Origin of the sequence: Paraburkholderia bannensis NBRC 103871 (genome assembly GCF_000685015.1) — a bacterium.
Lineage (GTDB): Bacteria > Pseudomonadota > Gammaproteobacteria > Burkholderiales > Burkholderiaceae > Paraburkholderia > Paraburkholderia bannensis.
Window position 1 is genome coordinate 1 of sequence record NZ_BAYA01000022.1, and the last position, 20,258, is coordinate 20,258.

The window sequence follows — 20,258 nt, forward strand, 5'->3', positions numbered from 1 at the left end:
TAGCGGGAAATAAAACCGCCCGCCCCCGGCAAGCACATCAACCGATCACTTGTTCTTGAACGCCGGCTTGCGCTTTTCGACGAACGCGGCCATGCCTTCCTTCTGGTCTTCCGTCGCGAACAGCGAATGGAACATGCGACGCTCGAAGTGGACGCCTTCGGCGAGCGTTGTCTCATATGCGCGGTTCACCGCTTCCTTGGCCATCATGACCGCCGGAAGCGAGTATTCGCTGATCGTCGTCGCGGCGGCGATCGCGTCGTTGAGCAGATCCGCCGCCGGAATCACGCGCGACACCAGCCCCGCGCGCTCCGCTTCCGCCGCATCCATCATGCGCGCCGTCAGGCACAGATCCATCGCCTTCGCCTTCGACACGGCGCGCGGCAGACGCTGCGTCCCGCCAGCCCCCGGAATAACGCCCAGCTTGATCTCTGGCTGGCCGAACTTTGCCGTATCCGCCGCAAAAATCATGTCGCACATCATCGCCAATTCACAGCCGCCGCCCAGCGCGAAGCCGGCGACCGCCGCGATGATCGGCTTGCGGATCGAGCGGATCGTCTCCCAGTTACGCGTGATGTAGTCACCCTTATAGACATCCATGAAGCTGTAGGTCGCCATCATGCCAATGTCGGCGCCCGCAGCGAACGCCTTCTCGCTACCCGTGATGACGATTGCGCCGATGTCTTCGTCCGCGTCAAACGCCTTCAGCGCCGCGCCCAGTTCGTCCATTAGCGCATCGTTCAGCGCGTTGAGCGCTTTCGGGCGATTCAAGGTGATCAAGCCGACTTTGCCGCGCGTCTCAACCAGGATGTTTTCGTACCCCATACGTCCTCCGTCCATCTAAAGAAAGTCCCCAAAAAAATTTTTCACGCCGTACTTTGACTAATGCTAACATTTGCCAACCAACCGGTCGGTCAATTAATTGGCGCGGGCCTCTACTCACCTCTCAATTCAAAGTCGAGCCATGACACATCCGTTGTTCGCCAAGCACGAAGGCCAGCTGCTGAAAGCGTTGGCCGCCATCGAGACGCGCGGTTACTGGAGCCCGTTCGCCGAAATGCCGAGCCCCAAAGTGTACGGGGAAACCGCCAGCGCAGACGGTGAAGCCGCTTTCAAGGCGCATCTCGACCGCACCTTCGCACTCGACCAGCCGTCCACCGGCGAAGCCGTCGGCAGCGAAGCGTCGCCGTTCGGTTTTGCACTTGGCGCACGCTATCCGAAATCGACGCCCGATCAATTGATCGACGCCGCTCAGAAGGCACAACGCGACTGGCGCGCAGCTGGCCCGCGAGCGTGGGTCGGCGTGAGCCTGGAGATTCTCGAACGTCTGAACCGCGCAAGCTTCGAAATTGCGTTCAGCGTGATGCACACGACCGGCCAGGCCTTCATGATGGCCTTCCAGGCAGGCGGCCCGCACGCGCAGGATCGCGCGCTGGAAGCCGTCACCTACGCATGGGATCAGCTGCGCCGCATTCCCGCCGACGCTCATTGGGAAAAGCCGCAAGGCAAAAACCCAGCGCTTGCGATGCAAAAGCGCTTTACCGTCGTGCCGCGTGGCGCCGGTCTCGTGCTCGGCTGCTGCACGTTCCCGACATGGAACGGTTATCCCGGCCTGTTCGCCGACCTCGCGACAGGCAACACCGTGATCGTCAAGCCGCACCCCGGCGCGATCCTGCCGCTCGCCATTACCGTACGCATTGCACGTGACGTGCTGCGTGAAGCCGGTTTCGATCCGAACGTCGTGACGCTTCTGGCCACCGATCCCAACGACGGTGCACTCGTCCAGCAACTCGCGCTGCGCCCCGAAATCAAGCTGATCGATTTCACCGGCAGCACCCAAAACGGCGACTGGCTCGAACGTCACGCGCATCAGGCACAGGTCTACACCGAGAAAGCCGGCGTGAACCAGATCGTGATTGATTCCGTGGCTGACCTGAAAGCGGCTGCACGCAACATCGCATTCTCGCTCTCGCTCTACTCGGGCCAGATGTGCACCGCGCCCCAGAACATCTATGTACCGCGCGACGGCATCCAGACCGCCGATGGCCACATGAGTTTCGAAGCCGTCGCGCAGGCGATCGCCGGTGCCGTCACGAAGTTCGTGGCCGATCCCGCCCGCGCCGTGGAAGTGCTCGGAGCAATCCAGAACGACGGCGTCACCGCCCGCATCGACGAAGCCCGCAAGCTGGGCGCCGTGCTTGCTGACAGCCAGACGCTCGAACACCCGCAATTCCCCGCTGCGCGCGTGCGCACCCCACTCGTGCTCTCGCTCGACGCAGCACGCGACGCGGCCTCGTTCACGCGCGAATGGTTCGGCCCGATCTCGTTCGTGATCGCCACTGATTCGACCGCGCAATCGCTCGAACTGGCCGGCGCGACCGCCCGCGACCACGGCGCGCTCACGCTGTCCGTCTACAGCACGAGCGACGATGTGATCGAAGCCGCTCACGACGCCGCGATCACTGGCGGCGTGGCGCTCTCGATCAATCTGACGGGTGGCGTGTTCGTTAACCAGTCGGCGGCTTTCTCGGATTTCCACGGTACTGGCGCCAATCCCGCCGCCAATGCCGCGCTGGCTGACGCCGCTTTCGTGGCGAACCGCTTCCGCGTGGTTCAGAGCCGCGTTCATGTTGAACCGAAAGCGACCCCGGCGGCAGTCAGCTGAACGGCCTATGCCGTTTGGCCGAATGGCGCACGAATCCCCTTCCCTCTAGCATGACCGGCACGAGTGCATTTCCGCGCTCGTGCCGCAGGAATCCGAGATGACCGAAGCCTATATCTGTGATGCGATTCGCACTCCGTTCGGCCGCTACGGCGGCGCCCTCAAGGACGTGCGCGCCGACGACCTCGGCGCCGTGCCGATTCGCGCGCTGATCGAGCGCAATCCCGACGTGGACTGGCGCGCGCTCGACGACGTTCTTTACGGCTGCGCGAACCAGGCCGGCGAGGACAACCGTAACGTCGCACGCATGTCCGCGTTGCTCGCCGGCCTGCCGGCAGACGCGCCTGGCGCTACGCTCAACCGCCTGTGCGGATCGGGCCTCGACGCCGTCGGCAGCGCCGCGCGCGCAATCAAGGCGGGCGAAGCGCATCTGATGATCGCCGGCGGCGTCGAAAGCATGACGCGCGCTCCGTTCGTCATGGGCAAAGCCGCGTCGGCGTTTTCGCGCGAATCTGCCATTTATGACACCACCATCGGCTGGCGTTTCGTCAACAAGCTGATGAAGCAGCAATACGGCGTCGATTCCATGCCGGAAACCGCCGAAAACGTCGCCGTCGATTTCAACATCAGCCGCGCCGATCAGGACGCGTTCGCGCTGCGCAGCCAGCAGAAGGCCGCTCGCGCGCAACGGGACGGCACGCTCGCGCAGGAAATCGTGCCGGTCGAAATCGCACAGAAAAAGGGCGATCCCGTGCGCGTGACGCTCGATGAGCACCCGCGTGAAACGTCGCTCGAAGCACTCGGCAAGCTCAAAAGTGTGGTGAAGCCGGATGGCACCGTGACCGCTGGCAATGCCTCTGGCGTGAACGACGGCGCTTGCGCGCTGCTGCTCGCAAGCGATGCGGCCGCCAGCCAGTACGGCCTGCGCCGCCGCGCGCGGGTGCTCGGCATGGCAACGGCCGGCGTCGAGCCGCGCATCATGGGCTTCGGCCCCGCGCCCGCCACGCAGAAGCTGCTCAAACAACTCGGCATGACGCTCGACCAGTTCGACGTGATTGAGCTCAATGAGGCTTTCGCGTCGCAAGGGCTTGCGGTGCTACGCGCGCTCGGCGTCGCCGACGACGATGCACGCGTGAATCCAAACGGCGGCGCGATTGCGCTGGGTCACCCTCTCGGCGCGTCGGGCGCGCGGCTCGTGACCACGGCGCTGCATCAACTCGAACGCACGCAAGGTCGCTACGCGCTTTGCACAATGTGCATCGGCGTCGGCCAGGGCATTGCGCTAGCAATCGAGCGCGTCTAACGACGCAACGCATTAAAGAGCGAGTCTGCGCAGACAGCCTTGCATCGGATGAGACAGGAGACACGCAATGCCTTTTGAAACGATCCGCGTCGATATCGACACTTCCACGCGCGTGGCCACGATCACGCTGAACCGCCCGGATAAGCTCAACAGCTTCACGCGCACGATGCACGGCGAACTTGCCCACGCGCTCGACGAAGTGGAAAACGCCGGTGCGCGCGCACTCGTGCTGACCGGCGCGGGCCGGGGCTTCTGCGCGGGCCAGGATCTCGCCGACCTCGATTTCACGCCGGGTGCGATGACCGATCTCGGCGACCTGATCGACGCGCATTTCAATCCGCTCATCAAGCGCCTGCAAGCGCTGCCGATGCCCGTGATCGCCGCCGTCAACGGTACGGCGGCCGGTGCAGGCGCGAATCTCGCACTCGCCTGCGATCTCGTGGTGGCCGCGCGCTCCGCAAGCTTCATTCAGGCGTTCGTGAAAATTGGTCTGGTGCCGGATTCGGGCGGCACCTGGTTCCTGCCGAAACGCGTGGGCATGGCGCGCGCACTCGGCCTCGCGATGACCGGCGACAAACTCAGCGCTGAAAAAGCCGAGAGCTGGGGGCTCGTCTGGCAGGTGACCGACGACGCAGAACTCGCTGCCACGGCTAACGCACTCGCAGCGCAGCTGGCGAAGCAGCCCACTCGCGCGATTGTCGCTACGCGCGAAGCGCTGCGCGCATCGGCAACCAATACGCTCGGCCAGCAGCTCGATCTCGAACGCGATCTGCAGCGCGAACTGGGCAACTCGCACGATTACGCCGAAGGCGTGCAAGCCTTCATCGAAAAGCGCGCACCGCGCTTCGAGGGCCGCTGATATGTCCACGTCTTCCTCGCTTCGCGCACACGCCGACATGTCGCCCGACGAACTCGCCCGCGCCACCGCGCAGTCCATGTACGAAGCGGACGGTTGCAGCCGCGCACTCGGCATGAAACTGCTCGACGTGCGCGCCGGTTACGCACGCCTGTCCATGGCCGTGCGCCCCGAGTTTCTCAACGGTCACCAGATCTGCCACGGCGGCATGATTTTCACGCTCGCCGATTCGACCTTTGCTTTCGCCTGCAACTCGTACAACGTCAGCACGGTCGCGTCGGGGTGCTCCATCGAATTCCTGCGCCCGGTTCAACCCGACGACGTACTCACCGCCGAAGCCATCGAACAGGTGCTCTCGGGACGCAACGGCATCTACGACATCCGGGTGACGAATCGCTCGGGCGAGACCGTGGCCATGTTCCGGGGCAAATCGGCGCAGATCCGCGGCACCGTGATTCCCGTCGAAGAATAAGCAAGCCTTGCGCAAGCGCCAGATTCGCCCCGCATACCATTCTTAAAGCATCCGGAGACATCCATGACAACCACGCTGCCGCTCGAGCCCATCGAAACCGCCAGTCGCGATGAACTCGCGGCGCTTCAGCTCGAACGGCTGAAATGGTCGCTCAACCACGCGTACGAGAATTCGCCGGTGTACCGGCGCAAGTTCGACGAAGCAGGCGTCCATCCGTCCGAACTGAAAACGCTCGCCGATCTCGCGCGCTTTCCGTTCACGACCAAGAAAGACCTGCGCGACAGCTATCCGTTCGGGATGTTCGCGGTGCCGCAGGAGCAGATTTCGCGTATTCATGCGTCGTCGGGCACGACCGGCAAGCCGACCGTGGTCGGCTACACGGCGAAGGACATCGACACATGGGCGAACCTGGTGGCGCGTTCGGTGCGCGCGTCGGGCGCGCAGCGCGGCGACAAGGTGCATATCAGCTACGGCTACGGCCTGTTCACGGGCGGCCTCGGCGCACACTATGGCGCGGAGCGCGCGGGGCTGACGGTGATTCCGTTCGGCGGCGGCCAGACCGAGAAGCAGGTGCAACTGATCCAGGATTTCCGCCCCGACATCATCATGGTCACGCCGAGCTACATGCTCGCCATCGCCGATGAAATGGAGCGCCAGGGCATCGATCCAGCGTCGACGTCACTGCGCATCGGCATCTTCGGCGCGGAGCCTTGGACGAACGACATGCGCACGGCCATCGAAAAGCGCATGGGCATCAAGGCCGTCGACATCTACGGTCTTTCCGAAGTCATGGGCCCGGGCGTGGCGTCCGAGTGCGCCGAAACCCAGGACGGCCCGACCATCTGGGAAGATCATTTCTACCCGGAGATCATCGATCCGGAAACCGGCGAAGTGCTGCCTGACGGCGAATTCGGCGAACTCGTCTTCACGTCGCTCACGAAGGAGGCACTGCCGATCGTGCGTTATCGCACGCGCGACCTGACGCGCCTGCTGCCGGGCACCGCACGGACGATGCGTCGCATGGAAAAGATCACGGGGCGTTCCGACGACATGCTCATCATCCGTGGCGTGAACGTGTTCCCGACGCAAATCGAAGAGCTGCTGCTCAAGCAGCCCGCGCTCGCGCCGCACTATCAGATCGTCCTCACCAAGGAAGGCCCGATGGACGTGATGACGCTGAACTGCGAACCGTGCCCGGAAACGGCGCCCGACTACGGCGCGCTCGACGCTGCGGCGAAGGCGCTCGCCTATGACATCAAGGCGCTGATCGGCGTGACGGCGAAAATCAATGTGCTCGACGTGAACGGTATCGAGCGCTCGGTCGGCAAGGCTCGCCGCGTGGTCGACAAGCGGCCGAAGTAAGCTCAGCGGAACGTGCCGCTCACGACGATGCAAAAAAGCCGGCTTGCGCCGGCTTTTTTGCATCGTCGTGAGCGTCGCGAGATACGTGAGATGCGCTCAGGAGTTCGGGAACAGCAGCCACATGCGGCCACCCTGCTTCATCTTCCCCGCAAGGTCGCCCGCATCGTCGCCGAGTCCCCAGAAGTAGTCGGCGCGCACGCCGCCCTTGATCGCCGTGCCCGTGTCCTGCGCGAATACGAGACGGTTGAGCGGCGTGTTCGTCAGCGGGCGCGTGGTCGTCAGGAACACCGGCGTGCCGAGCGGGATCGACGATGGATCGACCGCGATCGAGCGCTCCGGCGTAAGCGGCACACCCAGCGCGCCGATCGGGCCATCGGCGCCGCCTTGCGCCGAGCCTTCGGCAGACGGCATTTCGCGGAAGAACACGAAACGCGGATTGGTGTCGAGCAGCGCATCCACGCGCGTCGGGTTCGCGCGCGCCCACGCCTTGATGCCCTGCATGGTCGCCTGCGCGGGCGTGAGTTCGCCGCGGTCGAGCAGCCAGCGGCCAATCGACTTGTACGGCTGGTTATTCGTGCCGCCGAAGCCCACCCGCATCACGCTGCCGTCTTCCATGACGACGCGCCCCGAACCCTGCACCTGGAGAAAGAACGCCTCGATGGGATCGTCGACCCAGACGAGTTCGTTGCCGTTGAGGATGCCCGCGCGTTCGAGCTGTGCGCGCGCCGGCAGCGCGGAGCCCGCGCGATAGCCGGACGGCCAGCGATACAGCGCCGTCTGGTAGATGCCGTGGCGCGTGCGCGAGCCGTGCAGCAGCGGCTCGTAGTAGCCGGTCACGAGGCCGTCGAGCGTGCCGTCGTTATTGGCGAACTGATACGGCGTGAAGTACGTCTCGAAGAACGTGCGCGCGCCAGAGGCGTCGAGATCGTCGAGTTGCGAGGCTGCCGCACAGGCGCGCTGCCAGCGCACTTCACGCGCGAGCCGCGTACAGTTGGCGCGCAGCGCGGCCGTCGCGCCGATCAGCGAATCGTCCTGCCAGCCCGGCACCTGCTGCCAGGCGACCGGCGTGAGACGCGCCGCGGCGATCTGTCCGGGCAGCGTGGGCGCGCCCTTGGGCGGGGCCGTGCGCACGTAGTTCGAGCCGCCGCACGCGGCCAGCAGCGCCGCGAGCGTTGCCGCGCCGACCCAGCCGACGACCTGCCTGCCAAGCTGCACGTTCGCGCGATTTCCGATGAACCGGCGCATCAACCTACGCGCCGCCGTTAATTCCGACATCAGGCCGGAAGCGCGCGCCAATTCTGGCGCACAATCTGCGTTGTTTTCGATGGAAGCCGCCATGTCTGATCTGCTCGACGAATACCCGATGCTCATGTTTGGGCTGGAAGCGCTGATCGCGCTGTTCCTGCTAATTTTCATCGTTGTGTGGACCGCGTCGGGCAGGAAAAAGCGAGCCCCGCACAACCGGCGTGACTAGCAGACCCCAAATTCGGGCAACGGTTCAAAACGGTGAACAAGAAGGCGCGCGACAACGCTTCGGTTCAGTGAAGCGTGCGCGGCATACGCAGGACGAACTCGGGAACGGGCGCCTCGAAACGCTCGGCGTCCTCGGCCACGCAGAAGTATTCGCCGCGCATGGTGCCCACGGGCGTGGCGATCACGGCCCAGCTGGTGTACTCAAACTGCTCGCCGGGTTTGAGCAGCGGTTGATGGCCTACTACGCCCAGGCCCTTCACTTCCTGCACGTGATCTTCGCTGTCAGTGATGACCCAGTGGCGCGCGATGAGTTGCGCGCTCACCTGCCCCGTGTTGCGAATCGTCAACGTGTAGGCGAACGCATACTGGCGGCGCTCCGGATCCGATTCTTCGGGCAGGTAGCGGACCTGCGCGGTCACGCTGAATTCGTACTGACTCATCCTTGTTCCATATGCCGGGCCTCGCGGCCGGTCAAACCTGGTTAAGCGGGCCGCCCGTCATGCGGGGGACATGGAATGGCATTCTGCTTGATGCGCCCGCCCCCCGCAACCCGCAATCCCTAACGAGGCCGGGCCCGCACAGCCGCCACCGGCGCGGCTCTCGCGCGATCTCGCCGCGACGCGCGCACGACGGCGCCGCACCAGCGCGGTGCACAGGTCGGACTGCGTCCTGGCCGAATGGCCAACGTTGCCGCAAAACCGCCCACGAGGGCGCAGCCCGCCCCCGCGCTGACGGTAAAATACGATTTTCCCGTCTGTCTTTCCGATTGCCGCCATGACGCAATTCCGCATCGCTCCCAGCATCCTCTCGGCCGACTTCGCACGGCTGGGCGAGGAAGTCCGTAACGTTGTCGCCGCCGGCGCCGACTGGATCCACTTCGACGTGATGGACAACCATTACGTGCCGAATCTCACCATCGGCCCGCTCGTGTGCGAGGCGATCCGCCCGCACGTGGACGTGCCCATCGACGTGCATCTGATGGTGCGCCCGGTCGATCGCATCGTGCCCGATTTCGCCAAGGCCGGCGCGAATCTCATCAGCTTCCACCCGGAAGGCTCGGATCACATCGACCGCACGCTGTCGCTGATCCGCGACCACGGCTGCAAGGCCGGTCTCGTGTTCAACCCGGCCACGTCGCTGAACTACCTCGACCACGTGATGGACAAGGTCGACCTCGTGCTGATCATGTCGGTGAACCCGGGTTTTGGCGGCCAGTCCTTCATTCCCGAGGCGCTCAACAAGCTGCGTGAAGCGCGCGCGAAGATCGACGCCTACACCGCACGCACGGGCCGCGAAATTCACCTCGAAGTCGATGGCGGCGTGAAGATCGACAACATCGCCGAAATCGCCGCAGCAGGCGCGGATACCTTCGTCGCCGGCTCGGCCGTGTTCGGCAAGCCGGACTACAAGGCCGTGATCGACCAGATGCGCGCGCAGCTCGCCACGGTCAAGGGCGCGGGCGCAGCATGAGCGCCACCGTCAAGTTCACGGCGCCGCGCATCGAAGCGGCGCTGATCGACCTCGACGGCACCATGGTCGACACCGCCGACGATTTCGCGGCGGGCCTGAACGGCATGCTCGCCCAGTTCGACGCCGAGGAAACGACGCGCGAAGAGGTCATGGGCTATGTCGGCAAGGGTTCGGAACATTTGATCAAGAGCGTGCTCGCGCCGCGCTTTGCGCAGGACGACGCCCAGGCGCGCTTCGACGAAGCGCTCGCGCTCTACCAGGACGAGTACGCGAAGATCAACGGCCGCCACACGCATCTGTATCCCGATGTGGAAGCCGGGCTTTCCGCGCTGCGCGACCAGGGCATTCGCCTTGCCTGCGTGACCAACAAGCCGCACCGCTTCGCCGTCGAGCTGTTGCAGCAATACGGCCTCGCGCGCTACTTCGAGGCCGTGCTGGGCGGCGACAGCCTGCCGAAGAAGAAGCCCGATCCGCTGCCCATGCTCACGGCGTGCGAGCGCCTGGGGGTGCAGCCGCAGGCGGCGGTGGCCATTGGCGATTCGGAGAACGACGCGCTCGCGGGCCGCGCGGCGGGCATGGCGACCCTCACGGTGCCCTATGGCTACAATCATGGCCAGCCTGTACAAAAAATTGAGTCGGATGGTATAGTTGCCACGCTGCTCGAAGGCGCCAAAGCCATCGCAGCACACAATCTTCTGACCTAAGTTCTGTACTTACCGTCACCTTATCCTCATGTTTCTGAATAAAAAACGGAGTCTGAGCAGCATCGACCGGGGAGCCTGGCCCTGGCGTCGCTGGTCGCGCTAACCTCACTCGAGGTTCGCTGAAGTCGCGCGCAAGCTCCTCTTCAGCTCCGTTTTTTACTTCGCTGCGCGCTTGCGCGTGTTTCGTCTCTCTCGTCTCTAAACTGTTGCGGTTACCCGTCGGCTGGTTTTGCCGTGGGCTTTCGCCGTCCTTGCATGCCGATCCCGCGCATGCCGGGCCGCCAGCGCCTACGTCACGCACCTGCTGCCGATTCTCCGCACACCGGCCCGGCACAGGTTTGCGCCTTTGCACGACAGCGGGCCGCACGAGCGAGCGCCAGCGTACTCAAGCACTCAAAACAGACGCCATCGCGCACACGCCGCGCCCCTTTTTGAGCCGCACAGGGCCCGCACCCGACGTCGCGAACGGCAGCACGCACAGGATCGGAACATGACCGAACTCGAATTTCAGTCCCTCGCCAACGAGGGTTACAACCGCATCCCGCTGATCGCCGAAGCCCTCGCCGATCTCGAAACGCCGCTTTCGCTGTACCTGAAGCTCGCGCAACCCGAGCGCGGCGGCGCCAACTCCTTCCTGCTGGAATCCGTCGTGGGCGGCGAGCGCTTTGGGCGCTACTCGTTCATCGGCTTGCCCGCACGCTCGCTGATTCGCGTGAAAAACGGCGTCTCGGAAGTCGTGCGCGACGGCCAGGTGATCGAGACGCACGACGGCGATCCGCTCGAATTCATCGCCCAGTACCAGGCGCGCTTCAAGGTCGCGCAGCGTCCGGGCCTGCCGCGTTTCTGCGGCGGCCTGGCCGGTTACTTCGGCTACGACGCGGTGCGCTATATCGAGAAAAAGCTCGCGAGCACCTGCCCGCCCGACGATCTCGGCCTGCCCGATATCCAGTTGCTGCTCAGCGAAGAAGTCGCCGTGATCGACAATCTCGCGGGCAAGCTCTACCTGATCGTCTACGCCGATCCGCAAACGCCAGAGGCCTACACCAAGGCGAAGCATCGCCTGCGCGAACTCAAGCAGCGCCTGCGCGCAACGGTGCAGCCGCCGGTCACCTCGGCGAGCGTGCGCACCGAGACCTATCGCGAATTCAAGAAGGACGATTACCTCGCGGCCGTGCGCAAGGCGAAGGAATACATCGCCGCGGGCGAGCTGATGCAGGTGCAGGTCGGCCAGCGCCTGACCAAGCCGTATCGCGACAATCCGCTCTCGCTTTATCGCGCACTGCGCTCGCTCAATCCGTCGCCGTACATGTACTACTACAACTTCGGCGACTTCCACGTGGTGGGCGCGTCGCCGGAGATTCTGGTGCGCCAGGAGCAGCGCGGCGAAGACCGCATCGTGACGATCCGTCCGCTCGCCGGCACGCGCCCGCGCGGCAACACGCCCGAGCGCGACGCCGAACTCGCGACCGAGCTGCTCAACGATCCGAAGGAAATCGCCGAGCACGTCATGCTGATCGACCTCGCGCGCAACGACGTGGGCCGCATCGCCGAAATCGGTTCGGTGACGGTGACCGACAAAATGGTCATCGAAAAGTACTCGCACGTGCAGCACATCGTGAGTTCGGTCGAAGGCAAGCTCAAGGCCGGCATGACCAACTATGACGTGCTGCGCGCGACCTTTCCGGCGGGCACGCTCTCGGGTGCGCCGAAAGTGCGCGCGATGGAACTGATCGACGAGCTCGAACCGGTGAAGCGCGGCCTGTACGGCGGCGCGGTCGGCTACCTCTCGTTCAACGGCGAGATGGATCTGGCCATCACGATCCGCACCGGCGTCATCCACAACGGCAATCTGTACGTGCAGGCCGCCGCGGGTGTCGTAGCGGATTCGGTGCCCGAGTCGGAATGGCAAGAAACCGAAAACAAGGCGCGCGCTGTGCTGCGCGCCGCCGAGCAGGTGCAGGACGGCCTCGACAGCGACTTTTGATTTGAGCGGAGATAGACCATGTTGCTCATGATCGACAACTACGATTCGTTTACCTACAACATCGTCCAGTACTTCGGCGAACTCGGCGAAGACGTCCGCACGCACCGTAACGACGAAATCACCATCGACGAAATCAAGGCGCTCAATCCCGAGCGCATCTGCCTGTCGCCGGGCCCAAGCAACCCGCAGAACGCGGGCATCACGCTCGACGTGCTGCGCGAATTTGCGGGCAAGACGCCGATTCTGGGCGTGTGCCTCGGCCATCAGGCCATCGGCGAAGCATTTGGCGGGCGCGTCGTGCGCGCCAAGACCATCATGCACGGCAAGGTGAGCCAGATCGAGACCGACTGCAAAGGCGTGTTCGCCGACCTGCCGAAGCATTTCAACATCACGCGCTATCACTCGCTCGCGATCGAGCGCGAATCGCTGCCCGATTGCCTCGAAGTGTCCGCATGGACGGAAGACGGCGAAATCATGGGCGTGCGCCACAAGACGCTTGCGGTCGAAGGCGTGCAGTTCCATCCGGAATCGATTCTCTCGGAGCACGGCCACGCCCTGTTCGAGAATTTCCTGAAGCAGACCAAGCGCGCGTAAAGCAGCTCAAGCCGGAGGCCAGAACATGATTACCCCCCAGGAAGCGCTGCAACGCACGATCGAGCACCGCGAAATCTTCCACGACGAGATGCTGCATCTCATGCGCATGATCATGCGCGGCGAGCTTTCGCCGGTGCTGTCGGCGGCCATCATCACCGGCCTGCGCGTGAAGAAGGAAACCATCGGCGAGATCGCGGCGGCCGCGACCGTGATGCGTGAGTTCGCGAATCACGTCGAGGTGAAGGACAACTCGAACTTCATCGACATCGTCGGCACCGGCGGCGACGGTTCGCACACCTTCAACATCTCCACGGCGTCGATGTTCGTCGTCGCGGCGGCGGGCGCGAAGGTCGCCAAGCACGGCAATCGCGGCGTCTCCAGCAAGTCGGGCAGCGCGGACGTGCTCGACGCGCTCGGCGTGAACATCGACCTCCAACCGGATCAGGTCGCCGCGTCGATCGCCGAAACCGGCATGGGCTTCATGTTCGCGCCCAACCATCACCCGGCGATGAAGAACATCGCCGCCGTGCGCCGCGAACTGGGCGTGCGCACGATCTTCAACATCCTCGGCCCGCTCACGAATCCGGCCGGCGCGCCCAATCAGCTGATGGGCGTGTTCCACCCCGACCTCGTCGGCATCCAGGTGCGCGTGATGCAGCGCCTCGGCGCGAAGCACGTGCTCGTCGTGTACGGCAAGGACGGCATGGACGAGGTCTCGCTGGGCGCGGCAACGCTCGTCGGCGAGCTGAAGGACGGCGAGATTCGCGAGTACGAGATCCATCCGGAAGACTTTGGCCTGCAGATGGTGTCGAACCGCTCGCTCAAGGTCGAGAACGCCGAGGAGTCGAAGGCGATGCTGCTTGGCGCGCTCTCGAACGAAGCGGGCACCGCGCGCGAAATCGTCGCGCTCAATTCAGGCACGGCGCTTTATTCGGCCAACGTCGTCGACTCGATCGCCGACGGCATCGCGCTTGCGCGCGAGACCCTCGCCAGCGGCCGCGCACGCGCCAAAGTCGACGAACTGGTACGCTTCACGCAGCAATTCAAGCGCTAAAACCCCGCTGATCCAGCACCGTTTTTTGTAGACCATCATGAGCGACATCCTCGAAAAGATCATTGCGGTGAAGCGCGAAGAAGTGCGCGCCGCCGAGCAGAGCGCCCCGCTCGAAGAACTGCGCCTCGCGGCGAGCACGCGCGACCTGCGCGACTTCGTCGGCGCGATCCGCGCAAAGCACGCGAACGGCCAGGCGGCCGTGATCGCCGAAGTCAAGAAGGCGAGCCCGTCGAAGGGCGTGCTGCGCGAGAACTTCAATCCCGCCGAAATCGCGCGCTCGTATGCCGAAGGCGGCGCGGCGTGCCTGTCCGTGCTCACCGACGTGCAGTTCTTCCAGGGCAGCGTCGCCTACCTGGAAGCCGCGCGCGCGGCGTGCAACCTGCCGGTGATCCGCAAGGACTTCATCGTCGATCCGTACCAGGTCGTCGAAGCCCGCGCGATGGGCGCCGATGCGATCCTGCTGATCGCCGCCGCGCTCGAACCGTCGCAGATGCGCGACCTCGAAGCGCTCGCGCATTCGCTCGGTCTCGCTGTACTGGTCGAAGTGCACGACCGCGAAGAACTCACGCACGCGCTCACCTTGAAGACGCCGCTGATCGGCATCAACAACCGCAATCTGCGCACCTTCGAGACCACGCTGCAAACCACCATCGGCATGCTGGACGACGTGCCCGAAGACCGCATCGTCGTGACGGAATCGGGCATTCTTTCGCGCGCCGATGTCGAGAAGATGCGCGAGCTGGCCGTGCACACGTTCCTGGTCGGCGAGGCGTTCATGCGCGCCGACGAGCCGGGCGCGGAACTCGCGCGCATGTTCTTCTGAGCGTCACGGGAACACGCAGTCATGGGTATCGAACGCGAAATCAAGCTCGCGCTGCCGCAGGATCAGGTGGACGCCGCGCTGCGCTTCTTTGCGACCCGCACGGGCGCAGAAGGCCACGCCATCCGGCTGGAGAACATCTACTTCGACACGCCCGAGCTTGCGCTCGCGCGGGCGAAGAGCGCGCTGCGCCTGCGCCGCGCGCCGCAGGGCTGGCTCCAGACGTTCAAGACCGTGGGCGTGGCGCAAAACGGTCTGCACGCGCGCCACGAGTGGGAAATGCCGGTTGCGGGCGAGGCGCTGGAAGTCGACAAGCTGCTGCACGAATGCGATGAAGCGGGTGTATCGACGGCGCTTTCCGCAGCGGCCGCGAACCTGATTCCGCTCTTTCGCACCGACTTCACGCGCACGCTGTGGACGTTGACGGTCGCGGGCACGCAGGTCGAAGCCGCCGTCGATCAGGGCGAAGTCAGCGCGGACGTGAACGGCGAAGCGCGCCGCGCGCCGATCTGCGAAATCGAGCTCGAATTGAAAGACGGCGACGAAGCGGCGCTGCACACGCTCGCCGACGAACTCGCCAAAGCGCTGCCGGGCCTCGCGCCCGACGACATCAGCAAGGCGCAGCGCGGTTACAGGCTGCGCGAAGGCTGAAAGCTGAAAGGTCGAAACACAAGGTCGAAACAAAAGGCCGAAACCACTGACAACGGCGCGATCAACTTCGCGCCGTTTTTTCTCTCGCTGACCTCGCTGTTAGTTGCAACATGAAGTTGCAATATACGCGCCGAAGCGCCCGCCGCATTGAACCGCCGCGCGTTTACTGCGACACTTCCGGCCCATGACATCCACGAAACGCACGCACGCTGCGACGCCGGTGCAAGCCTCGCTCTTCGAGGACGCTTTGCCCGATACCGCGCAGGCCACCCTGGACGATCCGTCCGTACCTGAAGTCGATCCGCGCCAGATCACGATTTTTTCGCTTTTCGAGGATGACGAGTTTCCGCTGCCTGCCGTCGACTCGGCCGTGGCGACCGCTACGACAGACGACGCACCCGCACCCGCCCAAGCCATGACCCAGACCGCCGCCGCACCCGCGCGCCTCGAAGACCAGTTCGCCGCCCTGCCCACCGCGTGGCGCGATTTGCTCGAACCGTTTATCGCAAGCGATGCGTTTGCGCCGCTCTGCCAGTTCGTCGATGCCGAACGCGCGGCGGGCAAGACCGTCTATCCCGCCGATGTGTTCCGCGCGCTGCGCCTCACCTCGCCCGACGACGTCAAGGTGGTGATCCTTGGCCAGGATCCTTATCACGGCGACGATCGCGGCACGCCGCAGGCGCATGGCCTCGCGTTTTCGGTGCCGCCGGGCGTGCGTCCGCCGCCCTCGCTGCGCAACATGTTCAAGGAAATCGCGGCGAGCCTCGGTATCGAAGCGCCCGCGCACGGTTGTCTCGACGCCTGGGCGCGTCAGGGCGTGCTGCTGCTCAACACCGTGCTGACCGTCGAGCGCGCGAACGCCGCGAGCCACGCGAAGCGCGGCTGGGAGCGTTGCACCGATACGCTGATCCACGAACTCGCCACGCGTCACCAGCATCTGGTGTTCATGCTCTGGGGCGCGCACGCGCAGAACAAGCGCGCGCTGCTCGGCAATGGTGAACATGGCGTGCTGGAAGCGCCGCATCCGTCGCCGCTGTCGGCGCATCGCGGCTTTCTGGGCTGCGGACATTTCGTGCAGGCGAACGAATACCTGGAGGCGCATGGCCGCCAGCCGATCGACTGGCGCTTGCCGGAAGTCGGCGAAGTGCTTGCCTGACGAACTGACGTTTCGACGCTAAGAACCCAGGCTTCAAGCGCAGAATAAAAAAAACGCCACGAAATCGCTTTCGTGGCGTTTTTCTTTTGCAGCTCGCCATGCCGCGCAACGAAGCGCGGCATGGTAACCCAGGTACGACTCAGGCTGCGGCGATTGCTTCGCGCGCGCTGGCGAGCGCTGCGCTGGCTGCGTCGGCGCCCATGTTCAGGCCTTCGGCGTAGATGAAGTTCACATCGGTCATGCCCAGGAAGCCCAGGAACGACGTCAGGTACGGCGTCTGGCTGTCGTGCGCCGTGCCTTGATACTTGCCGCCGCGAGCCGAAACGACGAACACCTTCTTGCCCTTCACGAGGCCCTCGGGGCCGTTTGCCGTGTACTGGAACGTGATGCCGGCGCGGGCGATCCAGTCGAAGTACGTCTTCAGTTGCGACGAGATGCCGAAGTTGTACAGCGGAGCGCCGATCACGACGATGTCAGCGGCTTGCAGTTCGGCGATCAGGGCTTCGCTGCGTGCGGCGATGGCCTGCTGCTCCGGCGTGCGCTGGTCAGCCGGCGTGAAGAACGCGCCGAGGACGCTGTCGTCCAGGTGCGGCAGCGGATCGGCTTGCAGGTTGCGCGTAACGACTTGCGCGCCCGGATTCGATTGTTGCAGCTTGGCCGTCAATTCGTTGACGAGCAGCGTCGATTGGGCGCCTTGCGAGCGGGCGGCGGAATTGATTTGCAGGATCGTGGTCATGGTCACTCCTTCGGGGTCGGTGTGCGCAACGTTGCGCGAGTGAAGCCATTGTGTTTTTTTGCTGCGCGCCGAAAAAGTAGCCCGCCGATGACGGATTGTTGCAACGATAGAACAATCGGGACGAAAAAAAGCGGCGGGGCCGGATGGGCCTCGCCGCTTTCAATGTGCGGGTAAAAAGCTGAGGAAAGCGCTTGCCTGCCCTCAGCCTCTAGTACGAGCGACGCTCAAGCCGCCAGCCAGCGATCGCGCAGCGCGCGTGACGCGGGACGCTTGTCGGTGACGCTGAGCTTGTAGCGCGCGATATCGGGCGCGTCGAGCGTCAGGCGCGCGATGCGCAGTTCGTCGCGACGGAACGCGTGGATCTCCACCTTTGCGCCCGGCTGATAACGCGAGAGCAGCGCGTCGAGATTGCCGCCCGTCACGCGCAGGCCGTCGAGCGCAATCAGCACGTCGCCTGCCGACAGCCCGGCCTTCTGCGCCGCGCCGCCTTCGTACACGACCGCCAGCGCCGCTTCGGCGCCGCCACGCAGACGCGCGCCCAGCGACGGCTTCGCGCCGCGCTCCGGCTCGCCTTCGAGCTTCACGCCGAACGGCTCCAGCAGCGTCGCCAGCGGCAGGTCACGCGTGCCGCGCACGGCATCGGCGAACAAGGCGCCCAGCTCCACGCCGGTGGCTTCGGCGATCAGCGCTTCGACGTCCTCCTCGCCCACGCCCACCGGCTTGCCGCGATAGAAGTCGCGGCCGTAGCGCTGCCACAGCAGACGCATCACATCGTCGAGCGACTTGCGCCCATTCGTTTCGGTGCGGATCGTCAGGTCGAACGCGAGCGCGACGAGCGAGCCCTTCGTGTAGTAGCTGACGATGGCGTTGGCCGCGTTCTCGTCCTGGCGGTAGTACTTGACCCACGCGTCGAACGAGCTTTCCGCGACGCTCTGCTTCAGACGCCCCGCGCCACGCAGCACGCCTGCAATCGTCTTGCCGACCAGGCCGAAGTAGTCATCGACGGAAATCAGGCCGCTGCGCAGCAGCATCAGGTCGTCGTAGTAGGACGTGAAGCCTTCGAACAGCCACAGCAGCGAGGTGTAGTCCTCGCTCGCCAGGTCGTACGGCACGAACGCGGCTGGCTTGATGCGCTTGACGTTCCACGTATGGAAATACTCGTGGCTGCACAGGCCGAGGTACGTACGGTAGCCCTCCGTCGTCTCGGGCTTGCCCTTCACGGGCAGGTCGGTGCGGTTGCAGATCAGCGCGGTGGACGCGCGATGTTCCAGGCCGCCGTAACCGTCGCTGACCGCCTGGGTCATGAACACGTAGCGCTCCATCGGCGCGCGTTTGGTGCGCGGCTCGAACAGCGCAATCTGCGCTTCGCAGATTTTTTGCAGGTCTTTCGCGAGACGTTCCGTGTCGAGCGCCGCCACGCGGCCCGCGATCACGATGTCGTGCGGCACGCCATGCGCCTTGAAATTGGCAAGCGTGAATTCGCCGAGCGTCACCGGATGATCGATCAGCTCGTCATAGTTCGCCGCCGCGTAATCGCCGAAGCCGTAACGCTTGGTGCCGCGCGCTTCCGGCAGCGCGGTGGCCACGCGCCAGTGGCGGAACGCGTGACCGTCCGGGCGCTGGATATCGACGATATGCTGCGCATCCTCATGGCCGAGCGCCGCGAGGAACACGCTCGTGCCGTTGAAGAAACCGCCCGTGTCGTCCAGATGCGCAGCGCGCACCGACAAGTCCCACGCGTAGACCTCGTAGCGCAGCGTGAGCGCGCCCTTCACCGGCGCGGCCTGCCACGAATGCTTGTCGGTCTTGGTGATGCGCACCTTGCGGCCCGCTTCGTTGACCGCGCGCAGCGTGACGATGTTGCGCGCGAATTCGCGCACCATGTAGCTGCCCGGAATCCACACGGGCAGCATGAAGCGCTGGCCGTCCTGCGCGGGATCTTCGATGGTGAGCGTCACCTCGAACAGATGCGCGGCGGGGTTCTTCGGGACGATGGTGTATCGGATCGGCTTCATCGGCTGGATGGGGTGACGGAGTGACGATTCGCGGGAGCGACTCGGTAAGCGTTAGGCCCAGCGCTCGCAGGGCGCGGCGCTCGTGGCGCGCGTCTGCGATCGTAGGAAGGCAAAATTCGGGACAAAAATCCGGCAGACAAAAAAGTACCGGCCGCGAAGGCGGCCGGCGGATTCGGGCTTGGCGTCAGTGCGCGGCGCTCAGCTCGCTTTCGAGCCGGTCGGCGCTGACCGCGCCCGGCAGGCGGCGGCCATCGGCCAGAATCACCGTGGGCGTGCCGGTCACGTTCATCTTTGCGCCCAGCTTCAGGTTGCTGTCGATCGCGGCCGTGTTGCAGGTGCCGGCGGCGGTAGGTTTCTTGCGATCCACCATCCACGATTCCCACGCCTGCGCGCGGTCGGTCGAGCACCAGATCGACTTGGCCTTGGCCGTCGAATCGTCAGAGAGCACCGGGTACAGGAAGGTGTAGACCGTCACGTTGTCGATCGACTTGAGCGTCGATTCGAGCTGATGGCAGTACGGGCAGTTCGGGTCGGAGAACACCGCGATCGTGCGCTTGCCATTGCCCTTCACCACTTTCACTGCGTTCTCGAACGGCAGCTTGGCGAAGTCGATCTTGTTGAGTTCGGCCAGGCGCGCTTCGGTGAGGTTGCGGTGCGCCTTGGTATCGACGAGGTCGCCCGTCATCACGTAGTCGCCGTTGACGTCGCTATAGATGATCTGCGTGCCGAGGTTCACCTCGTACAGACCGGCGACGGGCGCCTTCTGGATGCCCTTGATGTCGCCGGCGTCGACGCCCAGACGCTGCTGCAGCGCAGCCTTGATCTTGTCGGTGGTCTGGTCGGCCTGCGCCGAGCAGCCGAGCACCGAGGCGGCCGCCGCGACGACCAGCGCGGCAATGCGGATACGCTTTTGCATGGAATGCTTTCCTGATTCGGGAGCGCGGCGCAC

The 20,258-nt window shown here is 64.7% G+C and carries 19 protein-coding genes; 13 read left to right on the forward strand and 6 right to left on the reverse strand.

Annotated elements, in window-relative coordinates:
- Positions 1-45: 45 nt before the first annotated feature.
- Entirely contained in the window at positions 46-822 is a 777-nt protein-coding gene (locus BBA01S_RS27350; RefSeq protein ID WP_027819229.1) for an enoyl-CoA hydratase, read from the reverse strand.
- A gap of 139 nt (positions 823-961) precedes the next feature.
- On the opposite strand from BBA01S_RS27350, the gene paaN reads away from it, so the two are divergent.
- The 5 genes from paaN (at position 962) to paaK (ending at position 6,652) form a co-directional block, all read left to right on the forward strand.
- Positions 962-2,662 (forward strand): phenylacetic acid degradation protein PaaN, encoded by a 1,701-nt coding sequence (gene paaN / locus BBA01S_RS27355; protein WP_027819230.1) that lies wholly within the window; start codon positions 962-964, stop codon positions 2,660-2,662.
- A 97-nt stretch (positions 2,663-2,759) separates the two neighbouring features.
- Positions 2,760-3,962, forward strand: a complete 1,203-nt coding sequence (gene pcaF / locus BBA01S_RS27360) for a 3-oxoadipyl-CoA thiolase (RefSeq protein WP_027819231.1) — start codon at positions 2,760-2,762, stop codon at positions 3,960-3,962.
- Between the two features lie 67 nt (positions 3,963-4,029).
- Positions 4,030-4,821, forward strand: coding sequence for a 2-(1,2-epoxy-1,2-dihydrophenyl)acetyl-CoA isomerase PaaG (gene paaG, locus BBA01S_RS27365; RefSeq protein WP_027819232.1), 792 nt, complete (start codon positions 4,030-4,032; stop codon positions 4,819-4,821).
- A 1-nt stretch (position 4,822) separates the two neighbouring features.
- Positions 4,823-5,290 (forward strand): hydroxyphenylacetyl-CoA thioesterase PaaI, encoded by a 468-nt coding sequence (gene paaI / locus BBA01S_RS27370; protein ID WP_027819233.1) that lies wholly within the window; start codon positions 4,823-4,825, stop codon positions 5,288-5,290.
- A 63-nt stretch (positions 5,291-5,353) separates the two neighbouring features.
- On the forward strand, positions 5,354-6,652 hold the full coding sequence (gene paaK, locus BBA01S_RS27375; protein ID WP_027819234.1) for a phenylacetate--CoA ligase PaaK: 1,299 nt from the start codon (positions 5,354-5,356) through the stop codon (positions 6,650-6,652).
- Between the two features lie 96 nt (positions 6,653-6,748).
- Here paaK and mltA read toward each other — a convergent pair whose 3' ends face one another.
- Both mltA and apaG read right to left on the reverse strand, forming a co-directional pair.
- On the reverse strand, positions 6,749-8,068 hold the full coding sequence (mltA, locus tag BBA01S_RS27380; protein WP_084162579.1) for a murein transglycosylase A: 1,320 nt from the start codon (positions 8,066-8,068) through the stop codon (positions 6,749-6,751).
- Between the two features lie 122 nt (positions 8,069-8,190).
- Positions 8,191-8,565, reverse strand: coding sequence for a Co2+/Mg2+ efflux protein ApaG (gene apaG, locus BBA01S_RS27390; protein ID WP_027819237.1), 375 nt, complete (start codon positions 8,563-8,565; stop codon positions 8,191-8,193).
- 334 nt (positions 8,566-8,899) lie between these two features.
- On the opposite strand from apaG, the gene rpe reads away from it, so the two are divergent.
- From rpe to BBA01S_RS27430, 8 genes are all read left to right on the forward strand, one after another.
- Positions 8,900-9,595, forward strand: coding sequence for a ribulose-phosphate 3-epimerase (rpe, locus tag BBA01S_RS27395; protein WP_027819238.1), 696 nt, complete (start codon positions 8,900-8,902; stop codon positions 9,593-9,595).
- Complete coding sequence (locus BBA01S_RS27400) at positions 9,592-10,299, forward strand: phosphoglycolate phosphatase (protein WP_027819239.1); 708 nt, start codon at positions 9,592-9,594, stop codon at positions 10,297-10,299. Before rpe ends, BBA01S_RS27400 begins: the two co-directional genes overlap by 4 nt.
- A 490-nt stretch (positions 10,300-10,789) precedes the next feature.
- Positions 10,790-12,283 carry an anthranilate synthase component I gene (trpE, locus tag BBA01S_RS27405; protein WP_027819240.1) on the forward strand — a complete coding sequence of 498 codons (1,494 nt, stop codon included), beginning with the start codon at positions 10,790-10,792 and terminating at the stop codon, positions 12,281-12,283.
- 18 nt (positions 12,284-12,301) lie between these two features.
- A complete protein-coding gene (locus BBA01S_RS27410; protein WP_027819241.1) occupies positions 12,302-12,877 on the forward strand; it encodes an anthranilate synthase component II in 576 nt (191 codons plus the stop codon).
- A 25-nt stretch (positions 12,878-12,902) separates the two neighbouring features.
- Entirely contained in the window at positions 12,903-13,931 is a 1,029-nt protein-coding gene (trpD, locus tag BBA01S_RS27415) for an anthranilate phosphoribosyltransferase (protein ID WP_027819242.1), read from the forward strand.
- Between the two features lie 37 nt (positions 13,932-13,968).
- Positions 13,969-14,754, forward strand: coding sequence for an indole-3-glycerol phosphate synthase TrpC (gene trpC, locus BBA01S_RS27420; RefSeq protein ID WP_027819243.1), 786 nt, complete (start codon positions 13,969-13,971; stop codon positions 14,752-14,754).
- Positions 14,755-14,775: 21 nt separating this feature from the next.
- Entirely contained in the window at positions 14,776-15,402 is a 627-nt protein-coding gene (locus BBA01S_RS27425) for a CYTH domain-containing protein (RefSeq protein WP_027819244.1), read from the forward strand.
- 184 nt (positions 15,403-15,586) lie between these two features.
- Positions 15,587-16,558: a uracil-DNA glycosylase gene (locus BBA01S_RS27430; protein WP_027819245.1), complete on the forward strand. Its 972-nt coding sequence runs from the start codon at positions 15,587-15,589 to the stop codon at positions 16,556-16,558.
- A gap of 139 nt (positions 16,559-16,697) precedes the next feature.
- Here BBA01S_RS27430 and BBA01S_RS27435 read toward each other — a convergent pair whose 3' ends face one another.
- The 3 genes from BBA01S_RS27435 to BBA01S_RS27445 all read right to left on the reverse strand — a co-directional run bounded on the left by BBA01S_RS27435 (position 16,698) and on the right by BBA01S_RS27445 (position 20,225).
- A complete protein-coding gene (locus BBA01S_RS27435; protein WP_027819246.1) occupies positions 16,698-17,294 on the reverse strand; it encodes an FMN-dependent NADH-azoreductase in 597 nt (198 codons plus the stop codon).
- 224 nt (positions 17,295-17,518) lie between these two features.
- Positions 17,519-19,309: a M61 family metallopeptidase gene (locus tag BBA01S_RS27440; RefSeq protein ID WP_027819247.1), complete on the reverse strand. Its 1,791-nt coding sequence runs from the start codon at positions 19,307-19,309 to the stop codon at positions 17,519-17,521.
- A 184-nt stretch (positions 19,310-19,493) separates the two neighbouring features.
- On the reverse strand, positions 19,494-20,225 hold the full coding sequence (locus BBA01S_RS27445; RefSeq protein ID WP_027819248.1) for a DsbC family protein: 732 nt from the start codon (positions 20,223-20,225) through the stop codon (positions 19,494-19,496).
- Between the last annotated feature and the right edge of the window lie 33 nt (positions 20,226-20,258).

Excerpts from the sequence above, each read along its gene's own strand:
- BBA01S_RS27350 (WP_027819229.1), bottom strand. The coding sequence starts at position 822 with ATGGGGTACGAAAACATCCTGGTTGAGACGCGCGGCAAAGTCGGCTTG.
- paaI (WP_027819233.1), top strand. The coding sequence starts at position 4,823 with ATGTCCACGTCTTCCTCGCTTCGCGCACACGCCGACATGTCGCCCGAC.
- paaN (WP_027819230.1), top strand. The coding sequence starts at position 962 with ATGACACATCCGTTGTTCGCCAAGCACGAAGGCCAGCTGCTGAAAGCG.
- BBA01S_RS27400 (WP_027819239.1), top strand. The coding sequence starts at position 9,592 with ATGAGCGCCACCGTCAAGTTCACGGCGCCGCGCATCGAAGCGGCGCTG.
- trpE (WP_027819240.1), top strand. The coding sequence starts at position 10,790 with ATGACCGAACTCGAATTTCAGTCCCTCGCCAACGAGGGTTACAACCGC.
- rpe (WP_027819238.1), top strand. The coding sequence starts at position 8,900 with ATGACGCAATTCCGCATCGCTCCCAGCATCCTCTCGGCCGACTTCGCA.
- BBA01S_RS27445 (WP_027819248.1), bottom strand. The coding sequence starts at position 20,225 with ATGCAAAAGCGTATCCGCATTGCCGCGCTGGTCGTCGCGGCGGCCGCC.
- trpD (WP_027819242.1), top strand. The coding sequence starts at position 12,903 with ATGATTACCCCCCAGGAAGCGCTGCAACGCACGATCGAGCACCGCGAA.
- apaG (WP_027819237.1), bottom strand. The coding sequence starts at position 8,565 with ATGAGTCAGTACGAATTCAGCGTGACCGCGCAGGTCCGCTACCTGCCC.
- BBA01S_RS27425 (WP_027819244.1), top strand. The coding sequence starts at position 14,776 with ATGGGTATCGAACGCGAAATCAAGCTCGCGCTGCCGCAGGATCAGGTG.
- trpC (WP_027819243.1), top strand. The coding sequence starts at position 13,969 with ATGAGCGACATCCTCGAAAAGATCATTGCGGTGAAGCGCGAAGAAGTG.
- paaG (WP_027819232.1), top strand. The coding sequence starts at position 4,030 with ATGCCTTTTGAAACGATCCGCGTCGATATCGACACTTCCACGCGCGTG.
- BBA01S_RS27435 (WP_027819246.1), bottom strand. The coding sequence starts at position 17,294 with ATGACCACGATCCTGCAAATCAATTCCGCCGCCCGCTCGCAAGGCGCC.
- BBA01S_RS27410 (WP_027819241.1), top strand. The coding sequence starts at position 12,302 with ATGTTGCTCATGATCGACAACTACGATTCGTTTACCTACAACATCGTC.
- paaK (WP_027819234.1), top strand. The coding sequence starts at position 5,354 with ATGACAACCACGCTGCCGCTCGAGCCCATCGAAACCGCCAGTCGCGAT.
- BBA01S_RS27430 (WP_027819245.1), top strand. The coding sequence starts at position 15,587 with ATGACATCCACGAAACGCACGCACGCTGCGACGCCGGTGCAAGCCTCG.
- BBA01S_RS27440 (WP_027819247.1), bottom strand. The coding sequence starts at position 19,309 with ATGAAGCCGATCCGATACACCATCGTCCCGAAGAACCCCGCCGCGCAT.
- pcaF (WP_027819231.1), top strand. The coding sequence starts at position 2,760 with ATGACCGAAGCCTATATCTGTGATGCGATTCGCACTCCGTTCGGCCGC.
- mltA (WP_084162579.1), bottom strand. The coding sequence starts at position 8,068 with ATGAAAATTAGCAGGAACAGCGCGATCAGCGCTTCCAGCCCAAACATG.